Genomic DNA, 24,601 nt, shown 5'->3' with positions numbered 1-24,601 from the left:
CCCGTGCTCGGGCGGCTCCCCGGGGGTGCCGGGGAGCCGTTGTTCCCGAACCGGCTGTTCCTAGACCGGCTGGGGCTCCAGGTCCCGGTTGATGCGCTTCCAGCCGCGTGCCGCGACGGTGTTGGGGTGTTCCTCGCCGAAGAGGCGGAGGAGTTCGGCCACCGCGTGGTCCCGCAGTTCGGTGGCCTGGGCGAGGCGGCCGGCCTTGCGGAGGGTCACTCCGAGGTTGACCTCGCAGGCGACCGCGTCCGGGTGGCTCGGCCCGTAGCGGTTGCACAGGCCGCCGTAGGCCACCCGTTCCAGCTCCTCCGCCCGGGTCAACTGCCCGTCGTCGCCGTACGCGTTGGCCAGGTTGATCATCGCGTTGAGAGCGAACGGGTGGGAGGGGCCGAGGACCCGTTGCAGCCCCTCCAGGGCGTACCGGCCGCGCTGGATCGCGCCCTGGACATCACCGCTCCCACGCAGGTAGATGGCGAGGTTGTTCTCGCAGGCGAGGGTGAACGGGTGGTCGTCCCCGAACAGCCGCCGGTGGCCGTCGTAGACCGTGATGGCCAGGTCGCGGGCGGCCTCCTTGTCGCCGGAGGCGCTGTGGTCGGCGGCCAGGTTGAGTGCGCAGGCAAGGGTGTCGGCGGCCTGCGCACCGTAGCGGTCGAGATAGCGCTCGTAGGTCTGCATGGTGAGTTGGCGGGCCTCGCGCAGCTGGCCCTGGCGACGCAGCGAGACCGCGAGGGACTTGGCGTTGCGCAGGTTCTCCGGCAGGTCGGGCTGGAGCACGTCGGCGAGTTCCTCGGTGACCTCTCGGAGCAGTTCGATCGAGCCCCTGTAGTCGCCTGCCTCGCGCAGGTCCCGAGCCAGGTTGGACTTGCTGGTGAGGGTGTAGGGGTGCTTGGGCCCGAGCACGGCGAGCCGTCGGTCGAAGGTGTCCTGGTCGAGGTCGCGGGCGGCCTCGCTGTCACCGACCAGACGGTGGTCGATCGCCAGGTTGTTGGCGATCGAGAGCGTGCGGGCGTTGTCCTCGCCGAACAGCTCCCGGAACTGGCTGTGGGTTTCGAGGTCGAGGGAGAGTGCTTCCTGGAACCGGCCGAGCGCGCGGAGGTCGGCACCGAGCGAGCCGGCCGTCATCAGGGTGTAGGGGTTGTCCTCGCCGAGCAGCTCCCGCTGGCCGGCCAGGGTGCTCTCGTCCAGCGCCCGGGCCTCGGAGAAGTTGCCCTGCGAGCGCAGCACATTGCCGAGCTGGAAGTTGAGGCTGAGGATCTGCCGGTGCAGGAATCGGAGGTCGGCGGGCTCGTCGCGCTGCTCGGCCAGCCGGTGCTCCCAGATCAGCACCAGTTGTTCGGCGAGGGACCGGGCCCGGTCCAGGTCGACTCGCTTCCAGAGGTAGCGGACCCGGTCGATCAGCAGTTCGCGGGTCTCCCGCTCGTCGCAGTCCTGTGCCTTGGAGGGGCTGAGGTGCGGCCAGATCTTCTCGAACCTGGGCCAGTTGGCCGGGTTGTCGGTGTCCCCGAGCGGCGGGCGGGCACCGACCAGGATGCGGTGCACCTCGTGCATCGCGACCTCGCGCGCGCTGTCGTCCATCTCGGAGCGGACCACGGCCTGCACCAGCCGGTGCACCTGGAAGCTGTTGCTGGCGGCGTCCACCTTGGCCAGTGCGTACCGCCCCACCGCCTGGATCACCTTGCCCAGCATGAAGGTGTCGCTGAGGTCCGAGTCGTACCGGACCAGGGCCCGGATCATCTGGTCGCTGTAGAACAGGTCCATCGAGATCGGCTCCGGCGCGAAGAACGCGCAGAGCTGCAACAGCCGTACCGCCGCCGGGGACTGCTCACGCAGCCGCGCGATCGACACGTTCCAGGTCGCCCCGACCGGCGTGGGGTAGTCCACCGGTCGGCCGACCGCAAGGGCCTTCGTGGCCTCCGCGTGCAGTTGGGTGACGTAGGTGTCCACCGGCGTGCGAGTGGTGTCCAGCCAGGCGGCCGCGACCTCGACAGCCAGCGGCAGGTCGCCGACCGCCTCGGCCACCCGGTCCGCGTCGTGCCGGGAGAGCCCCCGGGTGCGTCGGGTCAGGTGCTCGATGCTCTCGCCGCGGGTGAAGACGTCGACCCCGAGCACCCCGGCCTGGCCCGACCAGGCCTGGTTCCGGGAGGTCACCAGGACGTGCCCCGAGCCGCCGGGGAAGTACCGGCGGATCTCCGACGGCTCGTCCGCGTTGTCGAAGATCAGCAGCCAGCGGGAGGTCGGGTGGCCCCGGCGCAGTGCCTCCCGCGCCGCCTCGGCGGCCTCGTTGACACTGTCCCCGCTGCGCAGCCCCAGCCGCCCCGCGAGCTCGGCGAGTGCGGCCGGGATCAGCTCGGTCTGTTCGGCGTCGATCCACCAGACCAGGTCGTAGTGGGACATGTAGCGGTGCGCGTACTCCATCGCCAGCTGGGTCTTGCCGACACCGCCGAGGCCGTACAGCGTCTGCGGAGTGGGCAGCACCACCGTCGGCCCGCCGATCAGCTGGTCGCGCAGCTCCTCCAGCACCTTGGCCCGTCCGGTGAAGGACGGGTTGCGCTGCGGGACGGACCAGTACGAGGGCTTGGTGCCGGGGAAGCGCGGGATCGACCCCGTCTCGTCATCGACCAGGGCGTCGTTCCGGCCGAGCGCGCGCAGCAGCGTGACGGCGGCCTGCGCCTCGTCGCGGCCGACCAGGTCGATCGGGTTACGGCTGTTGAACGGCGCGGTGAGCCGGACGTCGCTGACCCGGACGGGTACCAGCTGGCGGCGTGACCCGGCCGGGTCGAAGCCCGCCATCGAATCCCAGAGCGCGCGGGCCTGCGGCGAGCGCAGGTAGGCGGCCGAGAACACCGCGACCGTCCGGTGCGCGGCGTCGATGCCCCGCTCGGTCTCCGACCGGGAGTCCGCCCCCGCCTCCAAGTCCCGCGGAACCACCCGGAATCCGGCGCTCTCCAGGACGGCGGCGATCCAGTCCGCCCACATCCGGTCCTCGGGGACGTAGGAGAGGTAGAGGTCGGCGGGCACCGTCGGGCGGCGCCGGGTGTAGGCGTCCACCCAGTGCAGCCGGACGTCCTCGTCCAGCGGGGGCAGGCCGGTCACTCGGCCCTGGGTGAGCGTCGAGGTGAGCCGCTCGCAGGCGGCCAGCATCGAGGTCGGGGTGCCGACCTGGTCGCCGAAGGTGGCCAGGATCTCCTCGTACGCGTAGAACGGCCGGTACGGGATCTCCACCGCGCCCCAGTAGCTGGCGAGTTCGTCGTCGGCGAGGCCCTCGGGCAGTCCGCCGAAGCGGAGCCGGGCGAGTGCCCGGCCGGCGTCGGCCTTCTCCTTCTCCCCCTCGTCGATCCGCATCGGCACCGGCAGGATCCGGATCGCCCGCTCCCGGTACCGGTCGTTGATGTGCTGGGCGATCTTGGAGGCGCCCTCGATGCTCTGGTCGCTGAGGGTGAAGCAGACCACCAGGTCGTCCGGCATCTGCACGGTGCAGATCTCGGCGATGTCGGAGAGTCCGGTCCGGCTGTCGATCAGTACGTAGTCGTAACGGCTGGTCATGTCCCGCTTGAGCGCGTCGAAGAACTGTCCACCGTCGAAGCGGTCGTAGAAGAGGTCCCAGTCGAGCCGGCCGACCGTCTCGGAGTAGTCCCGGTTGGGCTGCCCGGCGGAGAGGAAGTGCAGGCTGCCGCCCGGCGGGAAGTTCGGCCAGGAGAGCGAGAGCGCGTGCGGGTGGACGCGGGCGAAGTCCTCGTGCCAGCCAGGGAGGTGGTCGACCTCGCGGAGCGCCTCCTCCCGGTACTCGGTGATCAGGTCCATCATGCCGGTGGTCCCGGCGAGGGCGTTCTGGTCGAGGAAGGGGCGGAAGAACTTGGCCAGGCCCGGTGCCTCCAGGTCCCAGTCCACGGTGAGCACCCGGAAGCCGTTGGCGGCCAGGATCCAGGCCGTGTTGGCAAGCGCCATGGTGCGGCCGGTGCCGCCCTTGTACGAGTAGAAGGTGACGATCCGGCCGTGTCGGTCCTCGCCCGCCTTCGGTTCGGCCGCCAACTCGGCTTCTCCCGGCGTCAGTCGGAGCTTCCTGGTCGGGTTCTCGGTCATTCGTGTCCTCCCCCGAAGGCGGCCCCCGGGGGAGAGCCGCCCTCCTCGTCGTCAGCTCCCCGCTCCGGAGGCCGACCTGGCGGTCTCGGCTCGTCACCGAAAGCCCCCCGCAGGCTGGGCCGCGGCGAACCTTGCGAATCCTGACTTCTCCTGGACCGGTCCTCGAAGGCGTACTTGGCCCCCATGACCGCCCGTTGCAGCGCCTCCTCGAAGTCCTCCAGGGTGTTCAGCCCGGAGGGGCCGCTGTGGAAGCTCGGCTTGGCCTCACGGTGCTTGAACCGCAGACTCCGGGCACTGAGCTCGGCCAACTCGCGGTCCTGCTCGACACATTCCTGATCGGCGGTGTTCCACGGCTCCAGCACCTTCACCCAGTCCGGATTCCTTCGGTCGAACTTCCTTACGATCTCCCGGCGTTGCTCGTCCCGCAGCGCCCAACGGTCCAGCAACAGCAGGCTGGGCGCGGTCGGCTCGGCCGCCTCCAGTACCTCCTCGGCCTCCTCGTCGAACTCGTGCACGCTCGACTCGAAGCCCATCTGTTTGGCCAGGCGCACCGCGTGTTCGGCCACCGGCCGGGTGGCCTGCGGCTGGTAGGGGTGCCAGTCCACCCGGCGCGGACCGTAGAAGTCCGGGTTCCGGCCCTCCGGCAGCTCGGCCTGCCGGTAAGAGAACACCGAGATCCGCAGCCGTTTGGCCGGCGCCTTCACCTCGAACGCGCTCGGCTGCGACAGGAAGTCCACCGGACGGACGGTGGGGATCACCGTGTTCTCCGCGACGTCCACGATCCGCCGGGCCAGCCGGAGCACCGCCAGTTGGTACGAGGCCTGGTAGTCACCCAGTTTCATCAGGGCGTACATCCCCTCGGCCACGTAGTTGGGCCCGAAACTGCTGTGGTTGAACTGGAGTTGGCTGGCCACCTGCGGCAGTGCGTAGTGCCTCGTCGCGACCCAGAGCACCGGCACGATGCCACTGGTCGGTTCCGAGGTCTGCCGCTCCGGGAAGACCGGACGGCGGGCGAAGGAGGACCACTCCTGCCCGCAGGCCACGCTGCTGAAGTAGCGCGGCGAGTAGAGCGGGACGAAGACCCGGCAGGTCGCCAGCTCCTTGGCCAGTCGCTGCGCCCACAACTGCCCCTGGTGCATGGACTGGTCCATGAATCCCACCGGGGCACCCTCGGGCAGGTCGGTGATCTGGAGCACCGCTTCGGAAAGGTCCTCGTACAGCTTTCCGACCCAGTGGTCGCCCCCGCCTCTGACGCCGACCCGGGGAGTGTGCGCGTAGGAGAGAAAGAAGTACGGCCGGGCCGTCTCCTCGTCCCAACCAGGGTTGTACACTCGCGCCTCCCCCGTGGCCCGCCCACCGTGGTCCGACGACAACACTTCGGACCCGCCCAGGACTGTGCCGTGCCCCCACAAAGCAGTTCAGTGTAGGAAGGTCGGGTTCCCGAATGGAATAGGGCGTCCCTCCCGATTGCCGCATGCCCTGGTCAACGGGGCAGCCCCAACAGCCACTCGGCTGCCGTGTCGACCCCCGCCCGGATCGGCAACAGGTAGCATCCTGCGTTTCCGAGCCGACCGGTGACCAGGCCCGGAAGCCGGTCGGCCAGCATCTCCCCCATCGCCTCGAAGTGCCGGATCTCCAGCTTGAGCCCGTCGAAGTGCACCCACTGCCGCAGCCCGCGCCGGTCGGTGATCACACAGCCGTAGCGTTGGACCACCTGCTCCGGCTGCCAGTACTCCGCGAGATGGAAGGCGGTGCAGCACCAGAGCGGGACACCGACCAGCAGCGCCCGGGCCCCTGCCTGGTAGAGCCGGTACGTGGGCGAGCGCTCACCCAGATGGCTCTCCAGTTGGTGATCCGTCATCAGCTCCTCGGCCCGGGGCCCGATCGCCGTGAACGAGGTCTGCGGATGCGCGCTGCGCACTGCGCCCGCCCTGGTCCGGACCTCCTCGGAGATCCGTCCCAGGGCCGGCGAGGCAGGGGTGTTCGCCCGGTCGAACGGCGGCATGGTGGCCCGGTGTGCGCGCAGTTTCTCCTGATCGAGACCGTCGGTGAGCAGTGCGGCCAGCGGGGAGGTGTCCGAGTTCTCCGGCGTCGCCGTGTAGACCACCAGGGTTCCGGTCGGGCCGAGCGCGGCGTGCAGGGCGGCCACGATGCCGGCCGTACCGCCCTCGACCTGCCCTATCGACCTGGCGGAGGACTGGACGAGCAGGGTCTCACCCTCCTGGACCCCGAGCTCCCGGAGATGGCCGGTCAGATCCGCCACCGAGTACACGTGCAACCTCCCAGAGCTGTCTGCCACTTCTTCCAGTCCACGGCCCGGCAGGCTCAGGACCCGATGTCCGCCGGCGCAATCCCACCGGCCTGCCATCGGGCCAGGTTCTCGGCCACCGCCTCCCGCGCCAGCGCCTCGGCCGCCGCCCCGACCGGCTCCGCCAGCCACGGCGCCACGGTGGCCGCCATCCCCGCCGCGAAGCGTAGTCCGAGCGGGGTGAGTGCACCCGAATCGGCCAGTGTCTCCACCGCCCTGGCCGTGTGCGAGCGCCAGGTGGCCAGCTGAAGACGGGCGAAATCCGCCGCCTCACAAGGGAGTCCGTCGTAAGCCCGGACCCGGGTGCCCCAGTACTCGGTGACCGCCAGGTGGGCGTACGTGCCCTGGAGCAACCCCTCCAGCGGGCGTGGGTCCGGCCGCCAGGGAGCGTGGAAGCGGCGGGTCTCGGTCGGGTCGTACAGGTCGTGGAAATCCAGCACGGCACCCAGCTTCACGTGCTGGAACTCGTGTGCGACCAGCAGTGCCAGCACCGGCGCGGTGGCCGGTCGGGCGATCCCGACCGCACCGAACGCCTGCCGGGCCGCCGCACTGATGTCGTGCCCCGGCTGCCCCTGGCGGAGCGGCGTGATGGTCCCGAGCCCGGCCCGGACACCGGCCGCGTACCCCGGCAGGTCACGCCCGAGCAGTTCCCACGCCTCGCGCAGCGCCCCCTGCCAGCGCAGGAGTTCCTCTTCACCCAGGCGATCCTCGACCGGCCACTGGTGGCTGTCCCGCTGCGGGTCGGTGTCCTCCAGCGCCACCGTCCAGCCATCGGGAAGGGCCAGCTGCCGGACCGGCTGCCACTGCTCGGCGTCAGCCCAGTACGCCCGCTCCCCGCGTACGGTGAAGCCGCCCGCGTCCGCCGTGAGCCGCTCCTCGCCGTGGCCGCCGACCAGCAACCTTCCCAGCCCCGGGAGTTGCATGTACCCGCCGCGGACCGGGAGCACCAGGTCCAGCTCCCGCCCGGCCCGGATCGCGGCCGCGGCCGCCAGCTCGGCGAGGGTGCCCAGATCCGCCCCCTGCTCACCTTGCAGGCAGCGCACCGCCCAGGCCCGTACGTACGGGTGCCGCAGCACCGTGTCGAGCGCCTGCGGGGCCTCCTGATCCAGCGTGGTCAGCAGCTCCCAGGCAGCCGAGGCCCGGCTGCCTGCCACCGCGGCCAGCAGGCTTCGGGTCAGGCCCAGTTGGGCGTTCGCCAGTACGCGCACCGTCTCGGCGCTGCCGTGGCCGTGCGCGAGCTCGTCGAGCTGCCCGTCGGTGAGCACCGGCTCCGCCGGGACTGCCTGCGCCGGGATCCGGGCGGCCGTTCGACTCTGGTCCCGGACGGTGGTGATGAGCTGCATGAGGTCCCCGCAGAAGACGGACGGGTTGTCGAAGCCACTGCCGGTCCGGTAGCGGTGCGCGTACAGCCCGCCGCCGCAGGAGCGCACCACCGGGCAGGCCCGGCAATCGGCGCTCAACCCGGCCAGGCCGGACTGTCGTTCGAGCATGCCAGGGTGTGCGGCAACCTCGTCCAGGGAGTTCGCGAAGACGTCGAAACCCGTCACGGGCGCGCCGTCGTAGGCAGTCTTCAGGGTGTCGGCCTGCTCGAAAGTACCGTCCGTCTCGATCACCACCAGATCGACCGGTTCCAACCCCAGCGATTCGGTGAGGCTGGAGCGGCCGCGCAGGGTTCGGTGGATCGAGTCGAAGCTCCGGACGGGGACGGGGCGTCCGGCGGCCGTCCAGCGGTCGTGGACGGCCAGCAGCCAGTCGGCGTACGGTGCCCGGCCCAGCGCCGCCGGGCGTTTCGGCGGATCGTCCCAAGTGGCGTGCGGGAGAAGGAAGTCGATCCTCGGCGGGTCCAGTGCGACCAGTGCGTCATAGACCGCCACCGGGTCGTTCTCGACGTCGATGGTGCAGAGCAGCCCCGCGTACAGGTGCCGGAACTCGGGCCTCCGGAGCAGTTGCACGGCGGCCAGCACCTTGGCATGGCTGCTGCGGCCGTCGGCGTAGCGCCGGTGGCGGTCGTTGGCAGCCTTGTCACCGTCCAGCGAGATTCCCACCTTGATGCCGAACTCGTCGAAGAGTTCGCAGAACTCCCGGCTCAGCAGCACACCGTTGGTGTGGATCCGCAGGTCGAGCTCGCAGTGCGCGGGCAGCGCCCGCCGGAGCTCCTCGGCGGCCCGGCGCAGCAGCGCCGGGCCGGCGAGCAGTGGTTCCCCACCGTGCAGCACGACATGAACGGCTGGGAGGCGATGGGAGGCCGCGTGATCGGCGATCCGATCCGCAACCTTGGCCAGCACCTCCTCGCTCACGGCTCGTGGCCGCCCACGCCAACTGGTGTCCGCGTGCTCATAGACATAGCAGTGGTCGCAGGCAAGGTCACAGCGACTGTGTACCTTGAGAACGAACTGGGTAAAAGGCACCGGCCGGTGCGTCATATTCAGCCAACCGCCGTCGGGGACGTACTACGCCCTACTGCATGACAATCGAGAACTTGGTCAGATCGAGGACTGGAAGGCCGCTACCGCGACCCGCCCCGCCTCGGCGCCCGGAAGCGCCCGGTGCAGCCTGGCGGTCAGCTCGTCTGCTCCGAGAGATGCAAGACTCACAAGGGACGTTCGCTCGGCGAAGAACTGATCGTCCGTCAGCTGCTCGGCGGGCATGGCGACAAGTGTGCTGGTCATGGCATTGTCCCTCTTCTGCGGGTGAGTGATTGAGACCGCTGTTCGACTGGCATCCGGGCGCCCGTCGCCGCCTCACCCGGACACCAACTACGGCTGGCCGGCTGGGGCATGCCACCTGCCCTACCAATCCTGATTCACCAATGTAGAGCCAATCGCCCGATTCCACGGCCCGCTCGGTCAGGTCGCGCGCCCCTGCACACCAACCCATCCGGCCGGTCTGGTCCTCCGAGGTGCAACGTTCCTCCAAGAGGGCCTGCGGAGTTTCACCCGATCGGCAGCGAGCGCATGGGGCACCGTCCCGATCGGTCCGGCCTCAGATGGCGGAATTGAAGGCCACCACCGTGAGCTCGCCCGGCCCCGCACCGGGCGCCACCACGGTCTCGTCGGCCTGGCGAGCCGCGAGTTCCATCAGTGGCACCCGAGCAGGCGGCGGGGTGTCCGTCGGCGGCTCGGTGGCGTGTTCCGTGATCATCTCGGTGTCCCCTCCGTACGGAGCTTCCGCTGCTACCGGAGCTATGCCCCCGCCTCACCCTCCACGACCTCCGCGGCGTCCAATTGTTCGGCCGTCTCCCGTACCCACCGGGTGTCCTGGTGGTCCGGCCCCAGGATGGCGTCCAGTTCCGGGAGCAGGTCGCGCAGCAGCTGCAGTCCGGCCGTCCGGTCCCCCGTTCGGACCGTCCAGAACGCGTACTCGGCCCGGACCCCGAGGAATGCCGGGTTCTCCGGGGGCAGGGCACGACCGACATCGGCGAGCAGTTCCCGCAGCAGGCCGAGTGCGCCGACGGTGTCCCCTTGGACCCCGGTCCAGTGGGCGATCCGGCGCCGATGCAGGTACGCGCTCGCGTGATGGGCCCCGAAGGCCTCGGTCAGCCGGGGCACGACCGCCGGGATCAGCCGCAGTGCGGACTCCGGATCGCCGGCGACCGCGCTCCAGTGCCCGATCTCGGCCTCCGTGATGACGATCAGCAGATCCTCCGGTTCCAGCACCTCCCGAAGCTCGGGCAACAGGGCCTGCCAGAGCTGGAGCGACTCTGCCACCTGCCCGGACTGACCGGTCCAGGACGCGATGTTGGCCCGGGTCCGAAACGTCTCGGGGTGCTGCGGACCGAGGAACCGCTCCTGGCGTGGCAGCAGGTCCAGGTAGAGCTCCAGCGTCGCCTCCGGGTCGCCACTGCCTGCCCCCGTCCAGAAGGCGATCTGGTGCCGGGTCACCAGGCAGTCGGGGTGCTCCGGCCCGAGCAGCCCCTCCTGGTCCGGCAGCAACTCGCGGTACGCGGCGACTGCTGCCGCCCAGTCGTCGGAACGCCCCGTCCAGTGCGCGACCTTGGCCCGCAGCACCATCAGGCGACCGCGCTCGGTGCCCAGTCGGCCGGTGAGGTCGGCCAGCAGTTCCCGGCAGAGCCGCAGGGCGGTCTGCGGTGCTCCCCCCTGCCCGATCCACTCCGCGAGGTCGAAGCGCCCGCCCAGAACCGTCGGGTGGTCCGGCCCCAGCTCGGTCAGCAGCCGCTCCAGGACCAGCTCCCCCAGCTCGACGGCACCCTGCCAGCGCTCGCCCCGTACCAGGGCGGCCAGCGTCGGATCGAGTTCGGCCAAGCGGCCGAACGGCAGCTCTTCGAGCGGCGCGTCGTCCGCAGGCTCGCCGCCGCCCGGTGGCCCGCCGGCTGGTCCGAAGTGCTGGAGCAACGGGGTGTCGGCTCCCGCAAAGGCGTTCGCCCCCGGCGGCAGGGCCGCGCTGCCGGCGGTGTCGCTCCGCAGTGCCGGCAACTGGCGGCCGCCACCGCCGTCACCGCCGTGCAGCAGCCGGGTGACCAGGGCAGCGGTGCCCAGCACTTCGCGGGCGGGCAGCGATTCGAGCAGCAGCTCGCGCAGGCCGGGCCGGAAGTCGTACCTGACAGTGTGTCCGGCCTCCGGGGCGGGAGCCCGCCGCAGCAGGCCGCCCAGCAGGACCTCGGCCAGCTCCGCCGGGCTGCGGCGGCCACCGAGCACGGCGCGCTGGACCAGGCGCATCACGGGCAGGGTCAACGGGCGCACCCCCGCCAGGTGCCCGGCCAGCCGGTATGCCTCGGGAGAAGCGGCGGCCCGGAAGTGCAGCAGTCTGGACCGCATGTCCCCGACGACGGCCGCCGGGCTCGGGGCAGGTGCCACGCCCTCACCCGTGAGCTGGGCGACCGGCAAGGTCGCCTCCCCGCCCCGGGCGACCAGGCCGGCCCAGGACGAGACGGCCGCTGGGCTGAACTCCAGCACCGGCAGCGGTAGTCCGTCGAACGGTGCCAGCTCGGGCGGCAGCAGCGGGTGCGCCACCTGCCACCCGGAGTTGGCGGCTCCGGCCCGGCCTGCCCGCACCAGCATGCTCTCGGCCCGCAGGCCCGTCCCCGGCCACATCCGCTGCGGCAGCGGTTGCAGGACCGCCGTGCCGCAGCTGCGGGCCCAGCGCGCCAGCAGCGGATCCATCCGTCCGTTCCGCCAGCCCGCGCCGACGGCGTCCGACAGCACCAGGACCACACCACGACCGTCGGCAGGGCAGACCGACCGGGGTGCCAGTGCCGCCTGGCCCGCCCCGAACGGGCGATCGTGCAGCCTGGGCCCATCCGGGTGCCGAGTGTCCAGTCCGTAGCTGCGCACCCGCCGGAAGACTCCGGACCGGCTCAACAACTCCTCAAGTTCACTGGACAGTTCACGCCAGAGGTCCATGGAGGGGCCGTCGTCGACCACCAGTGAGACGTCCAGCCAGCGTTCCGTCGCCGGCCGCAGTACCAGGTCGAACAACCCGGTCTCGGCCACCAGGTCGGCGGTGGCGCTCTCATCGATCTCCGCGCCGCCCGGGGTGGGCCGGTGCCGCCGCAGGGGGCGCAGTGCGCGGGTGAAGGAGCGGGCGGCGGGCAGCGCCCGCTGCGACCGCACCAGGACGGGTAGCGCGGCCGTCCCCGCCACCGCCGGGCCGGCCGCCGCGTACAGGTCGGTGCCCTGCGGCGTGGGGTGGGCGGAACCGTAGGAAGGCAGCGGGGCCGGGGCCGCCGGCGTTCGGGGCGGCGGGAGCGCTTCGGATTCGGCCTGCACACCAGCGGGCTCGGAGCCGGCGCGAGCCGGGAGTCGCCCGGCCAGCCAGAGCACGTCGGCGAGCTGCTCGGGAGTGAGGGCGACCCCGGCCGCCGACAGGATCTGGTGCAGCCGGGCGACCGGGGTCGGCCCGGTCACTCCTGCGACCCGCCGTCGTCCAGAGTGCGCAGCACGGCGGCCACCAGACCGTCGTGGTCCAAGTCGACGCCGCTGACCCGCAGGTGCACCGCGTTCAGCAACTGGTCGGTGGCCAGCACCGCCTGGCCGCTGTCACGGCGTGCCAGAAAAGCGTCGATCAGCCCCTCGGCAGCCGACAGTCCGTCAGCTCCGAGATGGGCCGCGACGATCTGCTCCAGCTGCTCCCTGGTCGGCTGCTTCAGGTCCAGTCGTACGCAGCGGCGCAGGAAGGCGGGCGGGAAGTCGCGCTCACCGTTGCTGGTCAGCACGATGATCGGGAACTCCTGGCAGCGGACCCGCCCGTGCCGCACAGCGTGCCGTTCCCGGCTGCCGGCCACCTGGACCGGGACGTCGGCGTACCGCTCGCCGAGCCGGGCCAGTTCCGGGATTTCGAACTCGCCCTCCTCGAACACCACCAGGAGATCGTTGGGCAGGTCGGTGTCACCCTTGTCCAGCTCGTCCACGAGCAGGACCCGGGGGCGGCCGGGCTGCCCGGTCGCCAACGCGGTACCCAGCGGCCCGAGCCGCAGATAGCTGCCGATGTCCGACTCGTCGTCACCTGCCCGCCCGGTCCGGTTGGCGTCCCTCAGCCGCCCGACCGCGTCGTAGCGGTACAGGCCGTCGGCGAGCACGGTGCGGCTGTTGACGGGCCAGCGCAGCACCTCACCGAGGCCCAGCTCGTAGGCGACGGAGGCCGCGAGGGAGGACTTGCCGGTGCCGGGTGATCCGGTGACCAGCAGCGGGCGGCGCAGGTGCAGGGCGGCGTTGACGATGTCCGACTCGGCCTCGCCGACCTGGTAGTTCAGAGCGTGCCGCTGGACGTCGTCGGCCGGGAACCGGCGCCAGGGCGGGGCCGGCGGCAGCACCCGGGGGCGCGGCACCCGATCGGCGCGGTAGAGCCGCCAGTCTCCGCCTGCTCCGTCTGCGGTACTCATCTGCACTGTTCTCCTTGCGAGTTGACGTTACTGAGGGTCGCCGAGCACCAGCGTCTCCGGAATCCGCTCCGGGCCGTCCCAGAGCAGCGCCAGGTGCCTGCCCAACCCGTTCTCCCCGGCTCGTATCCGCGCCTCGTACACCGCCCGGGGCAGGCCGGCCACGGTCACCCCCGAGGTCAGCTCACGCAGCAGCTCGGCCGCGCCGGCGGCTGCCACCGGCCGGGGCCAGAGCACTCCGGGGACGCCGACGGCCATCGCGATCACGCGCAGCCGCCCGGTCTCGGCAGGTGGGCAGCAGAGCACCACTCCGCAGACCGGCGAGGCCCGGCCGCGCTCCTGCACCTCCGGGTCGCGCTGCTGCTGCGGCAGGACCCCGGCGGTGTGCCGGGCCTGCCAGCGGTACCTGAGTTCGGGCAGGTACTCCGGCCGCCGCAGCTCGGGGCAGCGCAGGACCACCGGGAAGTCCTGGCCGAGGACGCTGGGGAACAACTCGTCCGGCCGGTAGACCCACTGGTCCAGGTCCAGGTCCAGCTCGTCCTTCTGGACGAAGCACTCCACTCTCGGCACGACGCCGGGTTCACTCTCCCGGCCGACCTGGACCAGCACCTCCGCCAGGACGTCCAGCAGGGCCGCGCGACTGTCCGGCCTGTCCTGGCAGATCCGGTGGCGTACGGAGCCGTCCGGGCCGAGCACCCGGACGGCGAAGCCGAAGTTCTCAGTACTGCCCGAGCGCCACAACTGGAGCTGAACCAGCGGTGGTTCGGTCTCTTCATGAGCCGCGCGGGCCCGGGCCGCCTCGCTCGCCTGAATTCGGTGCTCGGCCAGCCCGGCCCCCAGGTCGAGCCGCTTGGCCAGCGCGTCGTTCCAGACCCGCAGCGCACTCCCCAGATCAGGGTCGCCAGTCTCCCGGGCCGCGAACTCGATCACCCGCAGCAGGCTCGGAACCTTTCCGAAACGCGGCCGGTAACCCTCCAGGATCCGGACCGCTCCCGGCCAGTCGACTCCCTCCAGCCCGGGCCCCAGCGGGAGCGCCCGGGCTGCGACCTCCCCCGGGCGTAACTCCAGTCCGGCTACCAGTCGGAGCAGTTCGCGGTGCTCGGTGGCGGTCAGCAACTCGTCGGGGGCCGCGTACACAGCCTGCGCCTGGAGGGCGGACCGCTCCGTCTGGGACGGTGCCAGGTCGGCGAGCAGCGCCAGCAGCGAGGCGGTGCCGTGCGGGGCCGAGAGTGCGGTCAGCACAAACCACTCCGGGGCAGGGGGTTCACCCCCGACGGGCGGTGCCAGGCCCAACTCCGTCGCCAGCTCGCGGGCGTGGTCGGCCCGGGCGGCCGGACCGGGCAGCAGTCGGCGGACCGACTCCACCAACCCCTGCCAGCTCGCTTCGGCCGACGGATCGTCAGCGGGGCTGCGGTGCAGCCAGGGGAAGTGTTCCGTGATCACCCGGGTCGGGATGGCGAACGCGCGCTGCCGCCGCCGGCTTACCACCAGCCCCACCACCCGGCACTGTTCGCGATCCCAGAGCGGGGTTCCGCTGTAACCCTCGACCAGGGGCTGCGCGGAGGCCGGGGTGTCCAGTACCAGCCAGCGGCCGGTCTCGGCCTGCACCACCACGGCGGCCACCGTGCTCGGGTTGCCGCTGCCGTACCAGGCAAAGGCCGAGGGGCCGAGCCGGTGCTGGCCGAGCGCAACGCCGGCCGTCGCAGGACCGGGCAACGGCAGCTCGGTCGGCGGCACACCGGACGGACCCGGCAGCTGGTCCACGATCCGCAGCAGCGCCAGGTCTCCGGACCACTCGTGGTCGCCCTCCTGGGCGGCCCGGTCACCCGACTGCCCCGGCAGCCAGCTCTCCAGCGCCACCCGGAACCGGCCGCCGCCCGGCGCACGGCCCGGCAGTGCGACCACGATCCCGTCCACCACCCCGGCCCGTTCCGGCGGCGGCTGTTGGGCGAACTGAGGGCGACCCAGTGCGAGGTTGACCACATGCGCGCAGGTCAGCACCCGGTCACCGGCGACCAGCAGCCCCCCACCGTAGGCGCCTGCCTCGCCGGACCGGTACAGCGCGACGTGCACGGCCTTGATCGCCGCGTCCGGATCACTGCTCACCGCCGGATAACGCACCACCGTTCCCCCCGTCACCGTGGCGTCAAGACGTGGCCGAAGGCATCCCCTGATCGGATGAAATCTGGGTGGGCACCGACGCCCGGCCGATGCGCCAGGTCGCGTTGACGGTGAGCGTGGCCTCGCCGCCGCCCGAGACGATGCCCAGCCTGAGGTCCTGGGACACCTTCACGCCCAGCTCCACCGAGATCTCATCGGGCGGCCGGACCGCCGAACTCACCGCACCGTGCACCATGTCGAGCACCGCCCCGAGCGGCTGCAGTGCCTCCCGCAGCGCCTGCCCGGCGTTCCGCCCCCGGCCCACGGCGACCGTCTCGCCGGCGCCCTCGGGAAGATCCCCGAACTCCGGATTCCCCGGCGCCCGCACCCCGGCCGGGCCCAGGTCGGAGACCTGCAGAAGAACCGACGTCCCGTCAGGCAGCGTCAACTCGGTGAACTCCGTCATCCCGACACTCTCGCACACACCAGGCGCCACCGGAACACCAACAAGTCTTCACCACAGCAGAGTTCGGCCAGTCAGGGACAGAGCCGCTCGACCCGCCAGCCGCCGGCCTCCGCCACGTAGCGCAGCCGGTCGTGCAGCCGGTTCTCCCGGCCCTGCCAGAACTCCACCGTCTCCGGCACCACCCGGTAGCCGCCCCAGAACGGCGGCACCGGCACGCCCTCACCCTCCGGGTAGCGCCGCTCCAGCTCCGCGTACCGCTGCTCCAGCACCTCCCGGGCGCTCACCGGGCTGGACTGCTCGCTGGCCCAGGCGCCCAGCTGGGAACCGTGCGGCCGGGTCCTGAAGTACGCGGCGGTCTCGTCCCGGCCGACCTTCTCGACCCGCCCGGCGATCACCACCTGCCGGGAGATCGAGATCCACGGGAAGAGCAGCGAGGCCCAGGGGTTGACGCTCAGTTCGCTGCCCTTGCGGGAGCCGTAGTTGGTGAAGAAGACGAAGCCGCGCCGGTCGTAGCCCTTCAGCAGCACGGTGCGCGAGCTGGGCCGGCCCTGGGCGTCGGCGGTCCCCAGCACCATCGCGTTGGGCTCGGTCACCCCGGCGTCGACCGCCTGGTGGAACCACTCGGTGAACTGGGCCACCGGTTCGGCCGCGAGCTGCTTCTCGGCCAGGCCCTCGTGCTGGTAATGCCGGCGCATCACGCTCGGGTCCGGGGTGGGCCGGGCCTCGGTGGGCGTGGCCGGAGTGGTCGGGTGACGATCCGCGGTAGGCACGGCAACATCATCCCGTACGACAAGCGTCGGATACCGCTACGTCCAGGCAAACCCGGGTGGGAGATAAGGTGTCTCGCCACCGCTTCGCCCTCTGTCACACCGGGTATTGTCCGGCTTCGTCCGGTATTACCCCCGAAGGTCCGCCAATGCTGCCGGACCGGGCTGACCAGGGCCGAGGTGCCCCTGGGGAAACATCACCGCAGTGGTGTCTGGCGCAATGCACTCCGTGCCTGTCAGTCTGACACCGAGTGCCAACACACCATCGGTCACCGGCGTTGCCCGCCCCACCAACGGCGGCCCGTCGCATCGGATCTTTGAAGGAGCCGTCATGTCCGACTTCGTACCCGGGCTCGAGGGAGTCGTCGCGTTCGAGAGCGAGATCGCCGAACCGGACCGTGAGGGCGGCGCACTGCGCTACCGCGGTGTGGACATCGACGACCTGGTCGGACACGTCTCGTTCGGGAACGTCTGGGGCCTGCTGGTCGACGGCAAGTTCAACCCGGGCCTGCCCGCCGCCGAGCCGTTCCCGATCCCGGTGCACTCCGGTGACATCCGGGTCGACGTGCAGTCCGCGCTGGCCATGCTCGCCCCGGTCTGGGGCCTCAAGCCGCTGCTCGACATCTCCGCCGAGGAGGCCCGGGACAACCTGGCCCGCGCGGCCGTGATGGCGCTCTCCTACGTGGCCCAGTCCGCCCGCGGCCAGGGCCGCCCGATGGTCCCGCAGAGCGAGATCGACAAGGCCGAGACCGTGGTCGAGCGCTTCATGGTCCGCTGGCGCGGCGAGCCGGACCCGAAGCACGTCAAGGCGATCGACGCGTACTGGACCTCGGCGGCCGAGCACGGCATGAACGCCTCCACCTTCACCGCCCGCGTCATCGCCTCCACCGGCGCCGACGTGGCGGCCGCGCTCTCCGGCGCGGTCGGCGCGATGTCGGGCCCGCTGCACGGCGGCGCCCCGTCCCGGGTGCTCGGCATGATCGAGGAGATCGAGCGCACCGGCGACGCCGCCGCGTACGTCCGCAAGGCCCTCGACAACGGCGAGCGCCTGATGGGCTTCGGCCACCGGGTCTACCGGGCCGAGGACCCGCGCGCCCGCGTGCTGCGCCGTACCGCCAAGGAGCTCGGCGCACCGCGGTTCGAGATCGCCGAGGCGCTGGAGAAGGCCGCGCTGGAGGAGCTGCACAACCGCCGCCCCGACCGCGTGCTGGCCACCAACGTGGAGTTCTGGGCCGCGATCATGCTGGACTTCGCCGAGGTCCCGGCGCACATGTTCACCTCGATGTTCACCTGCGCCCGGACGGCCGGCTGGTCCGCCCACATCCTGGAGCAGAAGCGCACCGGCCGGCTGGTCCGCCCGGCCGCCCGCTACATCGGCCCGGCCGCCCGCAGCCCGCAGGACATCGAGGGCTACGGGTCCATCGCGCGCTGACGCCGCGTCACCCTTTCGAGCGGGTCCGGGACGGCCGTCCCGGGCCCGCTGCACACCCGCTGCACACCCGTGCTGAGCGGGCAAGATCACATCTCAGCGGGCGGACGGGCGTTCCGAGTTCACAATCCCGGGCAGTAGGCTGCCGCCGTGGCTAAGATCCAGATCCCCGCTGACATCAAGCCCGCAGACGGCCGTTTCGGCTGCGGTCCGTCCAAGGTGCGCCCCGAGGCACTGAGTGCCCTTGCCGCCACCGGTACCTCGCTGCTGGGCACCTCGCACCGGCAGGCCCCGGTCAAGAACGTGGTCAAGCGCGTCCGTGAGGGCGTCGCCGACCTGTTCTCGCTGCCCGAGGGCTACCAGGTGGTGCTCGGCAACGGCGGCTCCACCGCGTTCTGGGACATCGCCGCCTTCGGGCTGGTGCGCGAGAAGTCCCAGCACCTCAACTTCGGTGAGTTCTCCTCCAAGTTCGCGTCGTCGGTCAAGGCCGCGCCGTGGCTGGGCGAGCCCTCGGTGATCAAGTCGGAGCCGGGCACCCACCCGCTCCCGGTCGCCGAGGCCGGCGTGGACGTCTACGCCCTCACCCACAACGAGACCTCCACCGGTGTCGCGATGCCGATCCGCCGCCCGGCGGGCGGCGACGAGGGCTCGCTGGTGCTGGTCGACGCCACCTCGGGCGCCGGCGGCCTGCCGGTCGACATCACCGAGACCGACGTCTACTACTTCGCGCCGCAGAAGTCGTTCGCCTCCGAGGGCGGCCTCTGGCTCGCGACCTTCTCGCCCGCCGCGCTGGAGCGCGCCGCCGAGATCGCCGCCTCCGGCCGGTACATCCCGCCGTTCTTCGACCTGCCGACCGCGATCGACAACTCCTCGAAGGACCAGACCTACAACACCCCGGCGATCTCCACCCTGTTCCTGCTCGCCGAGCAGCTGGAGTGGCTGAACGGCCAGGGCGGCCTGGACTGGGCCGTCGCGCGGACCGCCGACTCCTCGTCCCGGCTGTACGGCTGGGCCGAGAAGTCCTCCTACGCCCGGCCGTTCGTGGCCAAGGCCGAGGAGCGCTCGCAGGTGGTCGGCACGATCGACTTCGACGACTCGATCGACGCCGCCGAGATCGCCAAGGCGCTGCGCGCCAACGGCATCGTGGACACCGAGCCGTACCGCAAGCTCGGCCGCAACCAGCTCCGGGTCGCGATGTTCCCGGCCATCGAGCCGGCCGACGTCGAGGCGCTCACCGCCTGCATCGACTACGTGGTCGGGCAGCTCTGACCACAGGTCCGACCGTCTGAGCCCCGGGGCCCGGGGAACGGCAGCGCCACCCGGCGTCACCGTTCCCCGGGCCCCGGTCGGCTCTCAGCGCCGTACCAGGGCGCTCACGACGACCACGGCCAGCAGCAGCACCAGCGCGCCGCTCACGATTCGCATTCGGGTCTTGGGGTCCACGGTCAACGAGGTTACCCGCTGGCCCGGACCGCCCCGGTGCTGCCCCGGTACTGCTGGGCGCGGAAGGCGGACGGGGCCAGGCCGACCCGGCGGGTGAAGATCCGGGTGAAGTAGGCCGGGTCCTCGTAACCGACCCGGCGGGCCACCCCGGCGACCGGCAGCTCGCCGGCGGCCAGCAGGGCCTTGGCCTCGTTCAGCCGGACGGTCAGCAGGTACTCCTTCGGCCCGACCGCCCCGACCGACCGCACCGCCCGCCGCAGTTCGGCCACCGTCAGCCCGGCCCGGCGGGCGTGCTGCGCCACCGAGAGCGGCAGGAAGGCGTCCCGGCGGAGCAGGTCGAGCACCGGCTCCCCGGCCCCCCGGCTCATCGGCACGGTCAGGTCGGCCCGGTGCCGGCGCAGCTCGACCAGCAGCTCGTGCACCGCGGCCGAGGCCTCCAGCTCCGCCAGCGGACCGCCCCGGCGGCAGGCCGCGGCGATCCGGGCCAGCACCCGCTGGGCCGACTCGGCCGTGGCCAGCGGCGTCACGTCCGCGGCGGGCAGCAGGCCCAGCTCGGCGTACCCGTCGGTGCCGGGACCGGTGAAGTCGACGAAGGACTCGGACCAGCCGCCGCCGTCCGGTGCGTAGTGGTGCGGCTCACCGGGGCGCAGCCAGAGCACGGCGGGGGCGGCCACCGGCTGGCGCACGCCGTTCGTCCCGGTGAACCAGCCGCGTCCCGTGGTGACCACCACGGCCACCCAGTGGTCCAGGGTGCGCGGCCCGACCGTGGGCAGCCGGCCGCGCTGGATCCCTACCCCGAGACAGGCCAGCCCCGTGGCCAGCTGCGCCGGACCTGGCGTCAGGTAGTGCCACCACCGCTCCATCGCCGACCTCCTTCCGGTCCGACAATCCAATACTCGCCGGGCCTTTGTCCATGGCCTCCGACCTGCTGGTTCGCGCAGGCTGGAGCCATGCTCACCTACGACTCCACCGGCTTCCGGCTCGACGGCGGCCCGCTGCGCATCCTCTCCGGGGCCATGCACTACTTCCGCACCCGGCCCGAGCAGTGGCCGGCCCGGCTGGCCGCGCTGCGCGCGATGGGCCTCAACACCGTCGAGACGTACGTCCCGTGGAACCTGCACGAGCCCAGGCCCGGCGCGTACACCCGGCTGGACGAGCTGCCCGCCTTCCTGGACGAGGCGGCCCGGCAGGGCCTGTGGGCGATCGTCCGCCCCGGCCCGTACATCTGCGCCGAGTGGGACAACGGCGGCCTGCCCGGCTGGCTGACCGCCCGGGTGGGCCGCCGGGCCAGGACCTCGGACGAGGTCTACCTGGCCGCCGTGGACAGCTTCCTGGACGTGCTGATGCCCTCGGTGGTGGAGCGCCAGACCACCCGGGGCGGCAACGTCCTGATGGTCCAGGTGGAGAACGAGTACGGCTCCTACGGCAGCGACCGGGCGTACCTGCGGCACCTGGCCGACGGGCTGGTCCGACGGGGCGTCACCGTCCCGCTGTTCACCTCGGACGGGCCGGAGGACCACATGCTCACCGGCGGCACCCTGCCCGGGGTCCTGGCCACGGTGAACTTCGGCTCCGAGCCGGAGGCCGCGTTCGAGACCCTGCGCCGGCACCGGCCGCAGGACCCGCCGTTCTGCATGGAGTACTGGAACGGCTGGTTCGACCACTGGGGGCGGCCGCACCACAGCCGGGACGCGGCCGATGCCGCCGACACGCTGCGCCGGATGCTGGCGGCCGGCGGCTCGGTCAACCTCTACATGGCGCACGGCGGCACCAACTTCGGCACCGGCGCCGGGGCCAACCACGCCGACCCGCCGTTCAACTCGACCGACTGGACCGAGTCCCCGTACCAGCCGGTCACCACCTCGTACGACTACGACGCCCCGCTGGACGAGCGGGGCGGGGTGACCGAGAAGTACGAGCTGTTCCGGGCGGTGCTGGCCGAGTTCGCGGCCGCGCACCCCGAGCAGGCCCGCTACCTGGACGACCGGGTGCCGGGCCCGGTGGAGCTGCCGCCGGTGCTGGCCGCCCGGTCGGTCGAGCTGACCGACTCGGCGCCGATCCCGTTCGGGGCCGAGTCGGTGCACCCGGTGCCGCCCGCCTTCGAGGAGCTGGGGATCGAGCACGGGGTGGTGCGGTACGTCTTCGACGTCCCCGCCGACCGGCCCGAACTGCCGCTGACGGTCGAGGGGTTGCACGATCGGGCCGCCGTGCGGGTGGACGGGAAGCGGGTGGCCGAACTGGCCCGCGGGGTGGCCGGCGAACCGCTCACCGCCCCCGGCGGGGTGACCCTGGAGCTGCTGGTCGACTCGCTCGGCCGGGTCAACTACGGCCCCGGCACCGGCGACCGGAAGGGCATCACGGGCGGGGTCCGGCACGAGCGGCAGTACCTGCACGGGTGCCGGGTGGCCGCGTTCGACCTGCTGGCGCCGCTGCCGCCGCTGCAGTTCGGGACCGAAGGCCCGCTGGCCCGGGGGGAGTTCACCCTGGACGCGACCGGCGACACCTTCCTCGCCGTCCCCGGCGGCCGCCGCGGCTACCTCTGGGTGAACGGCTTCCTGCTCGGCCGCTACGACGACCGCGGCCCCCAGACCACCCTGTTCTGCCCCCAGCCCCTGCTCCGGACCGGCAGCAACGAACTCCTCCTGCTCGAACTCGGCGACGCAGCACCCCGGTCGGTGGAACTCCGGGACCGCCCCGAGCTCTAGCGCCTCTCGTTCGGATCACGTCGGATCAGCGGGCGGCGTTGGGGTGCGTGCATCGACGGCGCCGAGAAGGGGGCACCTCCCGACCGAAGGCTGGGATGCCGAAGGCTGGGTGGGGGCACCTCCCGGCCGGAGGCTGGGGGAAAGTCCATGCGGAGCATCGGCGACCGACGAGAAGCCGGCGAAGGGCCCCTCCTGCCCGTTGCCGGGCAAGGAGGGCACGTGCCCCGGCGGCGCCCGCCCGACGTGATCCGAAAGAGAGGCCCTAACGCGCCGCGAGCTCTAGCGCGCCGCGAGCCAGCCCGCGTAGGACGGGCTGCGGTCGGCTGCCTCGGTGTGGGCGGTGCGGGCGTAGCGGGTGACCTCGGCGGCGGTGTCGGCGGACGTCGCCGCCGGGTGCCAGCCGAGCAGGTGGCGCCAGGTGAGCGGGGTGCCGGTCAGCGGCACGGTGACCAGGCCCGCCGTGGGCGGGAAGGTGGCGCGGCAGAGCCCGACCGCCCGCCCGACCTGCACCAGGTGCACGCAGGACGCGGTGTCGGTCTCGTACATCGACAGCGGCGTGAACCCCGCCCGGCTGCACGCCGCCGAGAAGCAGTCGGCGAAGCAGCCCTCCCCGGGCGCCACCGTCCACTGCTCCCCGGCGAGTTCGTCCAACACCAGCTCCTTCGCCCCGGCCAGCGGGTGGTCCGCCGCCAGCATCACGAAGACCGGGTCGGTGCCGACCACCCGCCAGGCCAGCTGCTCGGCACCGTCCGGCAGGCTCTCGCCGCACACCCCCACCAGGGCGAAGTCCAGCCGCCCGCCCGCCACTTGGCCGATGATCTCGCGGGTGGACCAGGAGTTCGAGGTGGTCACCGCCGCACCGGGGTGCTCCTGCACCAGCCGGTCCACCAGGGCGCCCAGCAGCGGGCCGTGGGTGGCGCCGAGCCGGAACCTGGGGCGGCCGACCGGCGCGTTGGCGAACCGGACCGCCTCTTCCTGGAGCAGCTGGGCGGCCGGCAGCAGCACCCTGGCCCGGTTCAGCACCAGCTCCCCGAGCGGGGTCGGCCGGACGCCGTCCCGGCCGCGTTCGAACAGCGCGCCGCCCAACAGCCGCTCGATCCGCTTGAGTTGGGTGCTCAGGGCCGGTTGGGCCAGGCTCAGGGCGACTGCGGCCTTGGTCAGGCTGCCCGCCTCGGCGATTGCCCGGACGGTCCGCAGGTGGCGCAGCTCCAGCTCCATCCGACGAACGTAAGGGCGGCGGCTCGCCCCGACAAGGGAGCCGCCAGCAGCGGTTCGACCCGGTCAGCGGTTCGGCCCGGTCAGGCGCTCCAGTCCGCCAGCGGCAGGCGCTCCAGCACGGTGTAGCGGGACGGACCGGCGCCGGTCTCACTGTGCATCAGGCAGAGCTCGGCCGCGCGCCACTCGCCGCCCCGGAAGGCCTCCAGCGCACCGGCCAGCGCCTGCAGTTCGCCCGCGTCGGTGCGCCGGGCGGCCCGGCGGCGGCCCGCCGCGGCGCCCGCCCGGGCCAGGGTGAGATGCGGAAGGAAGCCGAACTGGTCGCTCTCCACCCCGAGTTCGCCGACGCCCTCGCGGACGGCCTCGGCCAGTCGGCGCAGCGCCCACACCTCGCCGTCCACTCCGGCCCAGAGCGCCCGGTCGCCGAAGCAGCCCGCCCCGGCCAGCCGCAGCCGGTGCGCGCCGTGCTCCCCCGCCACCCGGGCCAACAGCCCGGTCAGCGCGGGCAGCTCGGTCTCCGGCAGCTCCCCCAGGAAGGCGAGGGTCAGGTGCCAGCCCTCGACCCCGGTCCAGCGCAGCCGTTCGGCCCCCGGCAGCCCGCGCAGCGGTGCCACCGCATCGGCCAGTTCCTGTACCGCGTCCACCGGCGGATTCACCGCCACGAAGAGCCTCATGCCCCCATGATCGTCCACCGGGCCCGGCCTTGATAGAACGTTCGTCATGGAGATCCGTACCGGCGGCCCCGCCGACACCCCCGCCGTGCTGGCCCTGCTCGACGGCGCCGTGGCCTGGCTGGCCGCCGAGGGCCGGACCGGGCAGTGGGGCGAGCAGCCGTGGAGCGACCGCCCGACCTCGGTGGCCGGGCTGGAGCGGTCCGCCACCGAGGACCTGGTCCGGCTCGCGGTGGACGCCGGCGGCCGGGTGGTCGGCGCCGCGGTGCTGGCCGGGACGGCCCCGTCGTACGCCGCCCCGGTCGACGGCCCCGAGCTGTACCTCCGCTGGCTGGTCACCGACCGGGCCGCCCGCGGCACCGGCGTGGGCGCGGCGCTGGTCGCGGACGCGCTGGCCGAGGCCCGCCGCCGCGGCGTCCCGCTGCTGCGGGTGGACTGCTACGCGGGCGACGACCGGCGGCTGGTGGCCCAGTACGAGCGGCTCGGCTTCACCCGGACCCAGGCGTTCGAGCTGGCCAAGGACGACGGCCGCCGGTGGCCCGGCCAGCTCCTGGAGATCAGGCTCTGACCGGGCCGCCGACG

The 24,601-nt window shown here is 72.4% G+C and carries 18 protein-coding genes; 4 read left to right on the top strand and 14 right to left on the bottom strand.

From position 1 onward, the window contains the following. Positions 1–60: 60 nt before the first annotated feature. The 11 genes from fxsT to pdxH form a co-directional block, all read right to left on the bottom strand. Positions 61–4,080, bottom strand: coding sequence for an FxSxx-COOH system tetratricopeptide repeat protein (fxsT, locus tag ABT118_RS20985; protein WP_350670731.1), 4,020 nt, complete (start codon positions 4,078–4,080; stop codon positions 61–63). Beyond that, positions 4,077–5,411: a TIR-like protein FxsC gene (locus ABT118_RS20980; RefSeq protein WP_350670730.1), complete on the bottom strand. Its 1,335-nt coding sequence runs from the start codon at positions 5,409–5,411 to the stop codon at positions 4,077–4,079. The genes fxsT and ABT118_RS20980 overlap by 4 nt, the downstream gene beginning before the upstream one ends. 152 nt (positions 5,412–5,563) lie before the next feature. After that, positions 5,564–6,379: an AAC(3) family N-acetyltransferase gene (locus ABT118_RS20975; protein ID WP_350670726.1), complete on the bottom strand. Its 816-nt coding sequence runs from the start codon at positions 6,377–6,379 to the stop codon at positions 5,564–5,566. A gap of 26 nt (positions 6,380–6,405) precedes the next feature. After that, positions 6,406–8,811, bottom strand: coding sequence for an FxsB family cyclophane-forming radical SAM/SPASM peptide maturase (locus ABT118_RS20970; RefSeq protein ID WP_350670723.1), 2,406 nt, complete (start codon positions 8,809–8,811; stop codon positions 6,406–6,408). A gap of 60 nt (positions 8,812–8,871) precedes the next feature. After that, entirely contained in the window at positions 8,872–9,057 is a 186-nt protein-coding gene (gene fxsA, locus ABT118_RS20965) for an FxSxx-COOH cyclophane-containing RiPP peptide (protein WP_350670720.1), read from the bottom strand. A gap of 313 nt (positions 9,058–9,370) precedes the next feature. Next, positions 9,371–9,529 (bottom strand): hypothetical protein, encoded by a 159-nt coding sequence (locus tag ABT118_RS20960; RefSeq protein ID WP_350670718.1) that lies wholly within the window; start codon positions 9,527–9,529, stop codon positions 9,371–9,373. Between the two features lie 41 nt (positions 9,530–9,570). Next, complete coding sequence (locus ABT118_RS20955) at positions 9,571–12,252, bottom strand: SAV_2336 N-terminal domain-related protein (RefSeq protein WP_350670716.1); 2,682 nt, start codon at positions 12,250–12,252, stop codon at positions 9,571–9,573. After that, positions 12,249–13,226, bottom strand: a complete 978-nt coding sequence (locus ABT118_RS20950) for an AAA family ATPase (RefSeq protein WP_350670710.1) — start codon at positions 13,224–13,226, stop codon at positions 12,249–12,251. The genes ABT118_RS20955 and ABT118_RS20950 overlap by 4 nt, the downstream gene beginning before the upstream one ends. A gap of 27 nt (positions 13,227–13,253) precedes the next feature. Continuing rightward, a complete protein-coding gene (locus tag ABT118_RS20945; protein ID WP_350670708.1) occupies positions 13,254–15,329 on the bottom strand; it encodes a VMAP-C domain-containing protein in 2,076 nt (691 codons plus the stop codon). 40 nt (positions 15,330–15,369) lie between these two features. Beyond that, positions 15,370–15,789: a CU044_2847 family protein gene (locus ABT118_RS20940; RefSeq protein ID WP_350670706.1), complete on the bottom strand. Its 420-nt coding sequence runs from the start codon at positions 15,787–15,789 to the stop codon at positions 15,370–15,372. A gap of 71 nt (positions 15,790–15,860) precedes the next feature. Next, the gene (gene pdxH / locus ABT118_RS20935; RefSeq protein WP_502884619.1) at positions 15,861–16,559 is read right to left on the bottom strand and encodes a pyridoxamine 5'-phosphate oxidase; all 699 of its coding nucleotides are present in this window, start codon (positions 16,557–16,559) and stop codon (positions 15,861–15,863) included. A gap of 328 nt (positions 16,560–16,887) precedes the next feature. Between pdxH and ABT118_RS20930 the strand changes: the two genes are divergently transcribed. Then, positions 16,888–17,988, top strand: a complete 1,101-nt coding sequence (locus tag ABT118_RS20930) for a citrate synthase 2 (RefSeq protein WP_350670704.1) — start codon at positions 16,888–16,890, stop codon at positions 17,986–17,988. A gap of 147 nt (positions 17,989–18,135) precedes the next feature. Further along, positions 18,136–19,254, top strand: coding sequence for a phosphoserine transaminase (serC, locus tag ABT118_RS20925; RefSeq protein ID WP_350670702.1), 1,119 nt, complete (start codon positions 18,136–18,138; stop codon positions 19,252–19,254). A 185-nt stretch (positions 19,255–19,439) separates the two neighbouring features. Here serC and ABT118_RS20920 read toward each other — a convergent pair whose 3' ends face one another. Beyond that, positions 19,440–20,291 carry an AraC family transcriptional regulator gene (locus ABT118_RS20920; RefSeq protein ID WP_350670698.1) on the bottom strand — a complete coding sequence of 284 codons (852 nt, stop codon included), beginning with the start codon at positions 20,289–20,291 and terminating at the stop codon, positions 19,440–19,442. Between the two features lie 87 nt (positions 20,292–20,378). Here ABT118_RS20920 and ABT118_RS20915 point away from each other — a divergent pair, with 87 nt between their 5' ends. Then, complete coding sequence (locus tag ABT118_RS20915; protein ID WP_350670697.1) at positions 20,379–22,133, top strand: glycoside hydrolase family 35 protein; 1,755 nt, start codon at positions 20,379–20,381, stop codon at positions 22,131–22,133. Positions 22,134–22,412: 279 nt separating this feature from the next. On the opposite strand, the gene ABT118_RS20910 is transcribed toward ABT118_RS20915, so the two are convergent. Then, the gene (locus tag ABT118_RS20910) at positions 22,413–23,351 is read right to left on the bottom strand and encodes a LysR family transcriptional regulator (RefSeq protein WP_350670693.1); all 939 of its coding nucleotides are present in this window, start codon (positions 23,349–23,351) and stop codon (positions 22,413–22,415) included. 80 nt (positions 23,352–23,431) lie between these two features. Next, positions 23,432–24,022 (bottom strand): RNA 2',3'-cyclic phosphodiesterase, encoded by a 591-nt coding sequence (thpR, locus tag ABT118_RS20905; protein ID WP_350670690.1) that lies wholly within the window; start codon positions 24,020–24,022, stop codon positions 23,432–23,434. Positions 24,023–24,068: 46 nt separating this feature from the next. On the opposite strand from thpR, the gene ABT118_RS20900 reads away from it, so the two are divergent. Continuing rightward, on the top strand, positions 24,069–24,587 hold the full coding sequence (locus tag ABT118_RS20900; RefSeq protein WP_350670688.1) for a GNAT family N-acetyltransferase: 519 nt from the start codon (positions 24,069–24,071) through the stop codon (positions 24,585–24,587). Positions 24,588–24,601 lie beyond the last annotated feature (14 nt).

Source organism: Kitasatospora sp. NPDC002040, from assembly GCF_040296785.1.
GTDB lineage: Bacteria > Actinomycetota > Actinomycetes > Streptomycetales > Streptomycetaceae > Kitasatospora.
This window is presented reverse-complemented; position numbering and strand designations above follow the sequence as displayed.

Coding starts and splice junctions, on each gene's coding strand:
- ABT118_RS20970 (WP_350670723.1), bottom strand. CDS start 8,811: ATGACGCACCGGCCGGTGCCTTTTACCCAGTTCGTTCTCAAGGTACAC.
- ABT118_RS20920 (WP_350670698.1), bottom strand. CDS start 20,291: ATGGAGCGGTGGTGGCACTACCTGACGCCAGGTCCGGCGCAGCTGGCC.
- ABT118_RS20940 (WP_350670706.1), bottom strand. CDS start 15,789: ATGACGGAGTTCACCGAGTTGACGCTGCCTGACGGGACGTCGGTTCTT.
- ABT118_RS20900 (WP_350670688.1), top strand. CDS start 24,069: ATGGAGATCCGTACCGGCGGCCCCGCCGACACCCCCGCCGTGCTGGCC.
- ABT118_RS20910 (WP_350670693.1), bottom strand. CDS start 23,351: ATGGAGCTGGAGCTGCGCCACCTGCGGACCGTCCGGGCAATCGCCGAG.
- ABT118_RS20950 (WP_350670710.1), bottom strand. CDS start 13,226: ATGAGTACCGCAGACGGAGCAGGCGGAGACTGGCGGCTCTACCGCGCC.
- ABT118_RS20960 (WP_350670718.1), bottom strand. CDS start 9,529: ATGATCACGGAACACGCCACCGAGCCGCCGACGGACACCCCGCCGCCT.
- thpR (WP_350670690.1), bottom strand. CDS start 24,022: ATGAGGCTCTTCGTGGCGGTGAATCCGCCGGTGGACGCGGTACAGGAA.
- fxsT (WP_350670731.1), bottom strand. CDS start 4,080: ATGACCGAGAACCCGACCAGGAAGCTCCGACTGACGCCGGGAGAAGCC.
- ABT118_RS20915 (WP_350670697.1), top strand. CDS start 20,379: ATGCTCACCTACGACTCCACCGGCTTCCGGCTCGACGGCGGCCCGCTG.
- ABT118_RS20930 (WP_350670704.1), top strand. CDS start 16,888: ATGTCCGACTTCGTACCCGGGCTCGAGGGAGTCGTCGCGTTCGAGAGC.
- fxsA (WP_350670720.1), bottom strand. CDS start 9,057: ATGACCAGCACACTTGTCGCCATGCCCGCCGAGCAGCTGACGGACGAT.